Genomic DNA, 11376 nt, shown 5'->3' with positions numbered 1-11376 from the left:
TCGGATCTGCTTCGCATTGCGAATCGTTGCTGGCAAACCCGGCAAAGCTTGCTGCCTTGGAGACTTAGCAACTGGCAATCAGTCGCTCTCCATTGCCAAATCCTCTTCGCGGAACGTAAGTCGCTCTTCCGAGCAACGGGCAACGAGACGACACCCGAGGCCGCTTCGAACGATGTGCTCCGGATCCCTTCCTCCGAGACGCCGTCCAAAATCGATGCACGGCCTCAAAATTGAGCACCACGACAAGGCCGGGGTCTTTCCCATCCGAAAGAGCTATCGTTTGGCGCAATCTTCGCCCGTTCGGAGTATTGATGCTGAGCCGTAACGATATAGGCTCTGCGCCGCCGTGACAGCATGCCGAATCGAAAGATTTCGGCTGCATGGGAGGGAGCCCTAGCGCGGTCAAAATCTGGAAAAAGCGAGACACTGACATGAGACAATCCATGGAGAGGATCATGGAGCGGCGATTGAGTGCCATCCTCGCTGCCGATGTGGTCGGTTACAGCCGGCTCATGGGCATAGACGAGACGGGCACTCTGCAGGCTTTGAACCGCCATCGCTGCGAACTGGTCGACATCCGCATATCCGATTACAAGGGCCGCATCGTCAAGCTGACCGGCGACGGCATCCTGGCCGAGTTTCAGAGCGTCGTGAACGCCGTGGCCTGCGCCGCAGAAATCCAGCGCACCATGGCCGTGCGCAATGAAAACGTGGCCAAGGAAGAGCGCGTCGAATTCCGCATCGGCATCAATCTCGGCGATGTCGTCGTCGAAAATGACGATATCTTCGGCGACGGCGTCAACGTTGCCGCGCGTCTGGAAGGTATTGCTCCGGCCGGCGGCATTGCGGTGTCGGCAATCGTGCGGGATCAAGTCGGTACACGCCTCAATCTCGGCTTCGATTTTTTAGGTGAACACGTGTTCAAAAACATCCGGCAGCCGGTGCAGGTTTACACGGTTTCCTTCGACAAGCCGAGTTCTACCCGCTTTGTCGCGCAGAACCGCAATACCTGTTTCATCGCCGTCCTGCCCTTCACCAACATGAGCGGCGATGCCGATCAGGATTACTTCTCCGACGGCATCACCGAGGACATCATCACCGATCTTTCCAAGGTCTCCAGCCTCCATGTTGTGCCGCGCAATACCGTCTTCACGTACAAGGGCACATCGGTGAGGGTGAAGCAGGTCGCCCAGGAACTCGGCGTGCGTTACATGCTGGAAGGCAGTGTGCGCATCGTCGGCACGCGGGTGCGCATCTCCGGCCAGCTGATTGACACGGCGAACGGTGATCATCTGTGGGCCGAACGCTTTGATCGAGACCTCACCGATATCTTCGCCATCCAGGATGAGATCACCAACGCGATCGTCAGCCAATTGAAGGTGCGGTTGCTGCCGGAAGAGCGCAAGGCCATTGCCGCCGAGCCGACGGCCAATGTCGAGGCCTATACCTACTACCTGAGAGGCCGACAGCTCTCCCATAGCTGGACCAAGTCCTATCTGCAGCTTGCCCGGCGCATGTTCTACAAGGCCGTCGAACTGGATCCGGATTATGGCCGTGCCTATGCAGGCATTGCCGATTGCGATGCAGCGATCCGCGACTGGGCCCCCGACGATGTGCCCCTGGAGCGCATCCTCGCCATGAGCGCCAAGGCCCTGGAACTCGATCCCGACCTCGCCGAGGCCCATGCCTCCCGCGGCCTCGCACTGCATCAGAAGGGCGAGGACGACGAGGCAACGGCATGCTTCGAACGGGCGCTTTCCCTCGATCCCAACCTCTATGAAGCAAATTTCCACTATGCCCGCATCTTCTTCATGCACGGGAATTTCGCCGAAGCGGTGCATTACTTTAGCCGCGCCGCCGAAATCCGCCCCGACGACTATGTTTCGCCGATCCATCTGATGTCCTCATACCACTCTCTCGGACGGACGGCGGACCGGGAAAGCTGGGCACGAAAAGGTATTGAAAGAGCCGAGCGGGCGCTCAATCAGAACCCGGAAAATTCCGGCCCCGCCCATCGCGGCGCGCTTGCCCTTGCCCATCTCGGCGAAGCAGCGCGAGCCTGCGACTGGGCCGCTCGGGCGAGCGCCATCGATCCCGATGATATCGTCGCCCAATATAATCTCGCCTGCGTCCACTCCGTGCTCGGCCATGTGGAACGTGCGATCGATATCCTGGAGGGCTTGCTGCCCCGCACTTCGGTCTACCATATCAAATGGTTCACTCATGATTCAGACCTGGACAACCTGCGCAAGGATCCGCGTTTCATGAAACTTGTCGCGGAAGCGATGAAGGGGCGGGAACGGATCGAGGCATAGGTCGCGATAAAAGGACGCTAATGGGAGAGCCGAGCGCGCCTGTGCGCTCGGCTGGCAGGCCGTTCCACGGGATATCAGGCAAGCGGCCCTTTCACGGCGAGCGCCTATACCAAGGTCCAGTTGGGTGTCTCCACCACTCTGATATCTCTCCGGGTTGAGAAGCTCAGAGCGAGGCCTAGCTTCCTTTTACCATTCACCTGAAACCCAGAGCCCGGGAGCCTTTCGATGAAATCCAAAGTAGCTGATGTCCTGACAGAGGTGCTGCATTCGGCCGGCGTCAAGCGGATATATGGGGTGGTCGGCGACAGCTTGAACGGGCTCACGGAAGCGCTGCGAAAGAGAGGCGACATCGAGTGGGTTCATACCCGCCATGAAGAGACAGCCGCTTTTGCGGCCGGGGCCGAAGCTCATCTCAGCGGCGAACTGGCCGTGTGCGCCGGAAGCTGCGGCCCGGGCAACCTCCACCTCATCAACGGCCTGTTCGATTGCCATCGCTCACGCGTCCCGGTCCTCGCCATTGCCGCCCAGATACCGTCGGCCGAAATCGGCAGGGGCTATTTCCAGGAAACGCATCCGGACCAGCTTTTCCGGGAATGCAGCCACTATTGCGAGCTTGTCAGCCATCCCGAGCAATTGCCCGCAGTCATCGAAACGGCCATTCGCACCGCCATCGGAAAGCGAGGCGTTGCCGTCGTGGTCATTTCGGGCGACGTGGCATTGACCGATTTCACGGCGAAGATTTCGACACCGGCCGCACTCACGCTGGCCCAACCGAACGTCGTGCCGGCGAACGATCAGATCGATCGACTGTCGGAACTACTCAACAACAGCTCGAAGGTTACCCTTCTGTGTGGACGCGGCTGCGAAGGAGCGCATGACGAGTTGATCGCCTTTGCGGACCGGCTGAAGGCGCCTGTTGTCCACGCGCTCGGCGGCAAGGAACATGTCGAGTGGGACAATCCCTTCGATGTCGGCATGACCGGTCTGATCGGCTTCTCCTCGGGCTACAAGGCCATGCTGGAGTGCGACACGCTTCTCATGCTCGGCACCGATTTCCCATACCGGCAGTTCTACCCAACCGACGCCAAGATTGTGCAGGTGGATATTCGACCGGAGAATCTCGGCCGCCGGGCCTCGCTCGATCTTGCAATCGTCGGCGACGTCAAGTCGACACTGGCGGCAACGCTGCCGAAGCTGACGGAGCGAACCGACAGGGATCATCTCGATGCTTGCCTTGCCGCCTACAGGAAGGCACGTGAGGGTCTCGACGACCTCGCCACAGGCCGAGAGGGCGGCAAGATTCATCCGCAATATGTGGCACGCCTTCTGAGCGAGCATGCGTCCGACGATGCGGTTTTCACCTTCGATGTCGGAACCCCCACGATCTGGGCGGCCCGCTACCTGAAAATGAACGGAAAGCGTCGCCTCATCGGATCCCTGGTTCACGGATCGATGGCCAACGCACTTCCTCAGGCGATCGGGGCGCAGGCAACATACAAGGGACGCCAGATCATCAGCATGTCCGGCGATGGCGGCTTTGCCATGCTGATGGGCGACTTCCTGACGCTCGTTCAACAGAACCTGCCGGTGAAGGTTGTTGTATTCAACAATTCCGTTCTCGGTTTCGTGGCAATGGAAATGAAGGCTTCAGGCTTCCTCGAGACGGGTACCGAACTCAAGAATCCGGATTTTGCAGCTGTTGCTCGGGCGGCGGGAGTCCATGGCGTTCGCGTGGAGAGCGCGGGCGAACTCGACGGTGCCATCAGGGAAATTCTGGCGCATCCTGGTCCGGCACTGCTCGACGTCGTCACCAATACGCAGGAACTGTCGATGCCACCCCGGATCGAAGCGGCGCAGGTGAAAGGTTTCGGTCTCTGGGCCATTCGCGCGGTGATGAACGGCCGTGGAGACGAACTCGTCGACCTGACGGTCTCAAACTTCCTGTCTCGCTGACGTCGAATGCTGCCGTCGGTCGGCGCCGGAATAGCCTGCGGGAAAGAGCCCATCAAGGACTCGGCACCGACCGATACTGCAGTGGCTGCTTTAAGCTTGGTTCAGTTCAGATAGGCATCACGCCAATCACCGTCTGAACCGATCGTCACACCGGCCTCGTTGAACAAATGAACGAAAGACTCGCGGATGACGATCGGTATTCGTGCGCCGGCGGCTGCCCGGCTGATGCCGCGCAGTGCCACGGTAAAGCCATTTCCGGTCGCAGTCTCGGCGTGGATGATCGTTTCCGATCCAAGGATTTCGGTGTCGCCGACAGTGATCTCCAGGCTGCCCTCCCCGATCTCGCAATGTTCGGGCCTTACGCCGAACGTGACCGGAGCGCCGTCAGGCAGATCGACCTGCCGACCGGGCAAGGGAATATGGGTGCCGTCCTCCAGCGTAATCCCCATCAGGCCACCAATGCGCGCGATGCGGCCCGTGAGAAGGTTCATGGGCGGCGCACCAAGAAAGCGGGCGACGAAGAGGTTGGCCGGGCGTGCGTATAGCTCGATCGGCGGGCCGACCTGTTCGATGCGGCCTTCGTTGAGCACGACGATCTGGTCTGCCATGGTCATTGCCTCAACCTGATCATGGGTGACGTAGACCATGGTCGACTTCAGCCGCCGATGAAGGCTGATCAGTTCCCCGCGCATCTTCACACGCAGCTCGGCATCGAGATTGGAGAGCGGTTCGTCGAAGAGAAAGGCCTTCGGTTCCTTGACGATGGCGCGCCCGATCGCGACGCGCTGGCTCTGGCCGCCGGAAAGCTGGCTCGGGCGACGGGCCATAAGGTGCTCGATCTGCAGAATATTGGCCGCCTTGGCGACGCGGGCGGTAATTTCCGGTTTGGCGAGCTTCTGATTCTCCAGGCCGAATTTGAGGTTCTGCTCGACGCTCATATGCGGATAAAGTGCATAGGACTGGAAGACCATCGCCATGCCGCGCGCGGATGGCAGAAGATGGTCGCAGCGCATGCCATCAATGCGGATTTCCCCCGACGTGACTTCCTCCAGCCCTGCCATCATGCGCAGCAGGGTCGACTTGCCGCAGCCCGAAGGCCCGACAAAGACGGTGAACGAACCGTCGGCGATAGTCAGGTCGATGCCGTGTATGACTTCGAGACTTTGAAAGGCCTTGCGGACTGCCCTGAGTTCAATACCGGCCATTATGCCACCGTCTTAAGTTCGATCGACTGGCCCGCTGCGATGGACGTCGTGCTCGCAAGACGATGCGTCAGCCCGTCCACCGAGATTTCGGCGGCATTGAGGTTGCCTCCGAGCACGGCGAGAATGAGGCCGTCACCTTCGCGGGTCAATGTGCCGAAAGCGCTGCCGGCTGACCAAAACAGACGATAATCGCCCTTCACTTTCGGTGTGAAGGCGAGCGTGCCCGAGACGAAATCGGCGGTGAGCCCCGAGAAGGCATTGACCAACTGCCAGGCCGACATCGAGCGTGCGTAATAGGAACCGCATTCGATGTCGTTCCAGGGATTGCGGCGCGAACCGTCATGCCGGTTACGCGCACCGCAGACGATATCCATGCCCTCTTCGACAAGGCCGTGCATGATGAGATGCGAGGCAGCCATATATTCGATGCCGGTCCAGACTTCTTCGGCATAGGGAGCCGCGACCATCGGCTGGCGGATGCCTTCAGGATAGGTTGCGATCAAAAGCCCTGCCTCGTCTTCATAGGCATAGTTGCGGCAGGGATTGAAGTGATCCTCAAGCGTCGGGCGGAAATTGTTCCTGTGCACCGATTTCAGCGCGGTCCTCACCTTGTCTGCATCAAGGAACCCGCCGATACCGGCGACCTCAGCATGCCACTGGCCGAGGATCTGATCGGAAATGCAGCCCTCGCCCATCTGATATTTGAGCTCCTGAAACTCCTCCGACCAATAGGTTTCCATGAAACCGTCGGCGAGGACCCCGGCCGCGCGGCCGACATCGAAGGGTATCAGCACGCCCTTGTCAGAGAGGTCGACCTTCTGGATGAACCAGCGGCCGTTGAAGAGCTCGGAATTGATGTAGGCCGCACCAGCCTTGCCCATGCGCGCCGTCTTTTCCGACAGTTCCGTGTCGCCGAGGACCGCCGCCATTTCGGAAACACCGAGCAGGGCCGCCACATACATGGAGGCGAGCCAAGAATTCGGGCCGAACAGTTCCATGTCGAGCGTCTGATGCTGGCGGCCGGAGAGAATACCGGTCTGGTCGGGATCCCAGCGGTCAGGGTTTTCGGACGACCAGGCATATTCGATCGCCCGTTTGACACTAGGCCAGTAGCGGCGGAGCCAATCCGTATCGCCGCAGAGCTTCCAGTCCCGGTAGGTTTTGATGATCGCACCGAAATGGCCGTCGGCGCAGGGGCCGATAATATCGAAGCCGGAACCCAGCGGCAGCTTCTGGCGGAAGGTCAGCCCCCCGGTCGGCAACTGATTATAGGTAAATTCGGTCTCACGCAGCGTCCGCTCGATGGCGGGAAAGAGGTGCGAGACCGCCTGCTGGTAATTCCAGACATGGGTGCAGGTTCCCTCACAGGAGCCATCCTGGGCATGCTGGCCCTCCCAGGCCCAGAGCGCGCCATTTTCCAGGCGGATGCAGGTGGCAGTGCGCAGCAGCGCCAGGGTCGCACTCGCCGCATCCTTGACTTCCGCCGGAAGCGTTGTGTCGAACAATCCATCGCGAAAGGCCGCGGTATTCGCATGCAACGTGTCCCAACATGTTAGCGCCTCGGTGGCGCTAGCGGTGGAATCTGCCCATTGCGTCGCATAATAGTTCGTCCAGCTCGGCGTCGGCCGATCGGGAATGGCGCCATCCGGCTTGTCGCGATAGGCCCAATAGACATCCCCATGCGGGAAGTTCCATGTGATGACGAAGCGCACCTTCCTGCGTTCGCCAGGGGCGACGGCGAAGCGGGCACCGAGCGTGCCGTGTTCCGGTTGCAGGCTCATATGTCGAGAGGTGCGAGGCTCATCATAGTGCCGTTTCGGCAGGCGACCGGGTCTTGCAAACTCCTTCCAGTAGACAGAGAGATCATCGAACCATTGGCCCCGATAATGATGGTCCGTATGGTCGACATCGTCAGCGTCCGTTGCGATCGTCAGATCGCCGCGTTGTGTTGCCGACAACGTCGTATCGGACGAAGTCAGATGCAGGCTGCTGATGCCGCCTTCCTGCCTGAAGGTATGGATACCGCTGTTCGAGCCGTAATTGCCGAGCGTGCCGGCAAGCGTGTAGGTCAGTTCGTCCGCCGTATCGTTGACGATCTCGAATTCGAACATCGCCACCGGCATCGAGGAATCGCGGTCGTTGTGGGGAATGAAGGGGCTCAATGCCGCCAGCCTGACACCGCCCGGAAAACGCTGATCCCTGAACACGAGATCGGCGGTCGGGAAGCGGCCGTAGAAATCGACCTCACGGAAATGCGGCACGCCGACCAGCGTCTGGCGGTTGGCGCCATGACCGAAGCCATCGAACATCTTGCGCAGCCCCGGCGCTCCGGAAGGGTTCAGGTCATAAGGCCCGTTCAGCACGCGGGCATCGACGAGTTCCCCATTCTTCTCGGCCTTGATGGCGAAATGCGAGTAGCCGTTATAGCCCTGCAGCGCAGGCCGGTTGCGGATTGACCAATCAATCAGCCGGCCGCTGCCGGAGATAGACAGGCCGCCGGAGCCGATGCCGCCGAGCGGAAAGGCGATATAGCGCGTGCGCTCGCCCTTATAGGCAAAGCGGGGTTCTATGGAGGCGAGATCATCCCACATGAAATCAATATCCCTGATGTTAGTTCTTGATACCGCTCATCGTGATGCCTTCGATCACGAATTTCTGGGCGAGGAGAAAGAGGAGAACGACGGGCAGGATGGACATGCTCATTGCGGCCATCACGACCGAGAGATTGCCTGACGCCATGTAGCCGCGCAGCACATCCATCGCGACCGGAAGCGTCAGCGATTCATTCGAGCTCAAAAGCACTTTCGCCTGAAAATAATAGTTCCAGGTCTGGGTGAAGGTGATGATGCCGAGCGCCGAGAGCGCCGGGCGAAGCTGTGGCAGCGATATCCGCCAGAAGATCTTGAAATAGCCGGCACCATCCATAAGCGCCGCCTCTTCCAGTGCCTTCGGCTGACTGAGCATGAATTGCCGCACCAGGAAGATGCCGAAGCTGGAGGTGAGGTACATGAGCGCCAGCCCGATCGGCTTGTCGAGCAGGCCGAGGCGCGCATAACCGAGATAAATCGGCAGGATCGTCACCTGTGCTGGAAACATCAGCCCGATGAGCAGGATGAAAAACAGGGTGTCGCGGCCGCGGAAATTCAGCCTGGCGAAGGCGAAGGCCGCAAGCGTACAGGTCACCATCTGGCCGACGGTGACGATGACGGCGATCATCACCGAGTTGAAGTAGATTTCCAGGAACGGTACACGCGAGGCCAGTACCTGCCGGTAGTTGGTGAGATCGAAGTTCGGCGGCAGGAAGCTCGGCGGCAGCTTGTAGGCATCCGAAACCGGACGGAACGACATCGAGAACAGCCAGAGGAACGGCAAGAGCATGCCGATCGCCATCACCACCATGGTGGCGATGATCGCCCAGTCGATCCAGCGTTGGGCGGCGCGAGTCTGCATCATATTGCTCATTGCTGCACCCACTTACGCGAGAGGATCTGCTGGATTGCCGTGATGATGAGGATGATCACGGTCATGACGACAGAGATCGAGGCCGCATAGCCGATCTGGAAACTGCCGAAGCCTTCCTCGACGATCTGGATAGACAGCGAGCGCGTGGCGTCGCCCGGACCGCCCTGTGTCAGGATGACGATAGATTCGAACACCTGCAAAGCACCGATCGAGGCATAGACGATGCAGAAGAAAACGACGGGCGAGATATAGGGCAGCGTGATGCGGAAGAACTGACGCCAGGCCGGCGTCCCGTCCATCACAGCCGCCTCCAGGATGTTCTTCGGTACACCCTGAAGGGCGGCAATGAAGATGATCATGAAGAAGCCGGTATTCTTCCAGACGTCCATGATGATGATCGAGGTCATGGCCTGGCCGGCATCGGTGAGCCAGCGCACGCCAGGAAGGCCAATGAGCCGCAGGTAATAATTGATGACGCCAAGATCATCGCCGTAGAAATAGGTCCAGACGATCGAGACAAAGGCTGCAGCGATGATGACGGGCAGGAAGAAGGCGAGCCTGAAGAAATAGAGCAGCCAGCCCGGCATGGCGCGGTTCAGTGCCAGCGCCAGCACAAGCCCGATAGACACGTTGAACGTGACGGCAAAGAGTGCGAAGCGCAGGGTGTTCCAGAGGATCTGAAGCGAACGCTGATCGGTGAAGAAGCGAATGAAGTTGTCGAAACCGACCCATTGCGAGCCGAGCATGGGATCGTAATAGGCAAAGGCGAGGATCGTCGTGACGATGACCGGCGCGATGACGAAAGTCAGATAAAGCACTGTCGCTGGCAGCACGAAGAGGTAGCCGGTTGCAGCCTGCGCACGGCGCAGCTGCGATGTCTGGCGTCTTTCAATGGTCGCGGTCATGGCACCTGGTTCGGATAGCGGACATGGTTTGTCATTCGCCGCGCCCGGAATGGCAGATGCCGTCACGGCAACCTGCCACCCGGCCGCGACGGCGGGAGGAAGATCGTGAGAACCCTTGATCGATCAGCCGCCCATGCGCTTCTTCAGCCGTTCGAAGGAAGCGTTGAGCTCGGCATCCGCCTGCTTCACGCCGTCGGCGATCTTGACCTCGCCGGCCATCATCGCCGTGTAATAGCGGATGAAGATCTTCTCGACTTCCTGGAAATTGGCAGGAGACGGCACAGCCTTGGTGTTCGGCAACGTCTGGTAATAGAGCGCGGCACTCGGCGGGAAGCTCAGGAAGCCCGGCGTCTCGGCGGCCGACTTACGGCCGGGAACACCACCGCCCTTCTCCCCTTCCTCCTTCTGCGTTTCCTCGCTTGTCAGTTCGAGGATCAGCGCCTTGGCAAGATCCGGCTGCTTGCTCGTCTTGGCGACCGCATAGCCGCCGAAGCCGATCACGGTTGTGTCGGTTTCCTTGCTTGGCGGAATGGCGACATCCATGTTGAGCTTGTTGTTCTTGGCACTCTGGATGATCCAGTGGCCGCGGCTGATCATGGCCACCTGGCCGGCCATGAACTGGTTGTCCATCGTATCCTTGCCGGGGATTGGCGAGACGCCGTCGACATGGATGAGGTCATGCAGGAATTGCAGGCTTTCGGCGACCTTGGGGTCGAGCATGTTGGACGCCGTCCACTCGTCGTTGATGATGCCCGTGCCATTCGAGAAGAACCAGGGCTGGATGAAGAAGTTCTGGTTCGGCACTTCATAACCGAACTGGGTAACGTTGCCGGAGGCATCCTTGATCGTCAGCTTCTTGGCGACGTCGCGGAACTCATCCCAGGTCCACTTGCCGTCCTTGGGATAGGCAATGCCGGCCTTGTCGAACAGATCCCTGTTGTAGTTGATCATGATGTTGTTCCAGCCGATCGGGATATAGTTGATATCCCCCTTGTAGCTCGACTGCTTGAAGAGGCTCGGAGCGAAATCCGAGAAGCCGGGATTGGCGGCAACGAAATCATTGAGCGGCAGAAAGAGGCCGCGCGACGAGAAGCTCTGGAAGGTCTCGATCGCCGTGCCGTAGACATCGGCCTGCTGGCCGGAGTTGAACTGGCTGAAGACCTTGGTGACGTAGTCGCCCCAGCCCGTCGAAATCGGGTCGACGGAAAGCTCGACCTTGACGTTCGGGTATTTCTTGTTGAAACGCGCAATGGCGTTGGTCATGGCCGATAGCTCGGCGTCACCGCCGAAGCCCTGCATCTTCAGGGTCGCCGTGACATCCGATTGCGCGAAGGCGCGCCCGACACTTGCGCCGACAGCAAGAGCGGCAGACGAAATCAGCAGCGAACGCCGCGAGAACTCATGCATGTGATCCTCCCTGATGCGCCTCCTCCGGCGCGTTGCCACGTATCCCGGCCTCCACCGGTCGAAACGTTTCGTGTATTCCTACTGAAATATTGCGGACCCAGTTCCTCCCCGGTCCCGCATGGCGTCATT

The 11376-nt window shown here is 59.7% G+C and carries 7 protein-coding genes; 2 read left to right on the top strand and 5 right to left on the bottom strand.

From position 1 onward, the window contains the following. The first annotated feature begins 455 nt into the window (after window positions 1-455). Window positions 456-2315, top strand: a complete 1860-nt coding sequence (locus FHX06_RS12540) for a TPR end-of-group domain-containing protein (RefSeq protein ID WP_113212161.1) — start codon at window positions 456-458, stop codon at window positions 2313-2315. Between the two features lie 225 nt (window positions 2316-2540). Then, entirely contained in the window at window positions 2541-4268 is a 1728-nt protein-coding gene (poxB, locus tag FHX06_RS12535) for a ubiquinone-dependent pyruvate dehydrogenase (RefSeq protein WP_183879490.1), read from the top strand. Between the two features lie 101 nt (window positions 4269-4369). On the opposite strand, the gene FHX06_RS12530 is transcribed toward poxB, so the two are convergent. From FHX06_RS12530 to FHX06_RS12510, 5 genes are all read right to left on the bottom strand, one after another. Beyond that, window positions 4370-5473 (bottom strand): ABC transporter ATP-binding protein, encoded by a 1104-nt coding sequence (locus FHX06_RS12530; RefSeq protein ID WP_183879488.1) that lies wholly within the window; start codon window positions 5471-5473, stop codon window positions 4370-4372. Then, window positions 5473-8064: a GH116 family glycosyl-hydrolase gene (locus FHX06_RS12525; RefSeq protein ID WP_183879486.1), complete on the bottom strand. Its 2592-nt coding sequence runs from the start codon at window positions 8062-8064 to the stop codon at window positions 5473-5475. Before FHX06_RS12525 ends, FHX06_RS12530 begins: the two co-directional genes overlap by 1 nt. A gap of 19 nt (window positions 8065-8083) precedes the next feature. Next, window positions 8084-8935, bottom strand: coding sequence for a carbohydrate ABC transporter permease (locus tag FHX06_RS12520; RefSeq protein ID WP_113212036.1), 852 nt, complete (start codon window positions 8933-8935; stop codon window positions 8084-8086). Continuing rightward, window positions 8932-9840: a carbohydrate ABC transporter permease gene (locus tag FHX06_RS12515; protein WP_113145084.1), complete on the bottom strand. Its 909-nt coding sequence runs from the start codon at window positions 9838-9840 to the stop codon at window positions 8932-8934. The genes FHX06_RS12520 and FHX06_RS12515 overlap by 4 nt, the downstream gene beginning before the upstream one ends. 123 nt (window positions 9841-9963) lie before the next feature. Continuing rightward, complete coding sequence (locus FHX06_RS12510; RefSeq protein ID WP_113202771.1) at window positions 9964-11247, bottom strand: ABC transporter substrate-binding protein; 1284 nt, start codon at window positions 11245-11247, stop codon at window positions 9964-9966. Between the last annotated feature and the right edge of the window lie 129 nt (window positions 11248-11376).

The organism is Rhizobium sp. BK512 (genome assembly GCF_014194915.1).
Classification (GTDB): domain Bacteria; phylum Pseudomonadota; class Alphaproteobacteria; order Rhizobiales; family Rhizobiaceae; genus Rhizobium.
The sequence above is the reverse complement of the archived record's forward strand: the minus strand, read 5'-3'. Positions and strand labels throughout refer to the sequence as shown.

Bases quoted from the DNA above. Each gene is read 5' to 3' on its own strand.
- FHX06_RS12540 (WP_113212161.1), top strand. From the start codon at position 456: ATGGAGCGGCGATTGAGTGCCATCCTCGCTGCCGATGTGGTCGGTTAC.
- poxB (WP_183879490.1), top strand. From the start codon at position 2,541: ATGAAATCCAAAGTAGCTGATGTCCTGACAGAGGTGCTGCATTCGGCC.
- FHX06_RS12530 (WP_183879488.1), bottom strand. From the start codon at position 5,473: ATGGCCGGTATTGAACTCAGGGCAGTCCGCAAGGCCTTTCAAAGTCTC.
- FHX06_RS12525 (WP_183879486.1), bottom strand. From the start codon at position 8,064: ATGTGGGATGATCTCGCCTCCATAGAACCCCGCTTTGCCTATAAGGGC.
- FHX06_RS12520 (WP_113212036.1), bottom strand. From the start codon at position 8,935: ATGAGCAATATGATGCAGACTCGCGCCGCCCAACGCTGGATCGACTGG.
- FHX06_RS12515 (WP_113145084.1), bottom strand. From the start codon at position 9,840: ATGACCGCGACCATTGAAAGACGCCAGACATCGCAGCTGCGCCGTGCG.
- FHX06_RS12510 (WP_113202771.1), bottom strand. From the start codon at position 11,247: ATGCATGAGTTCTCGCGGCGTTCGCTGCTGATTTCGTCTGCCGCTCTT.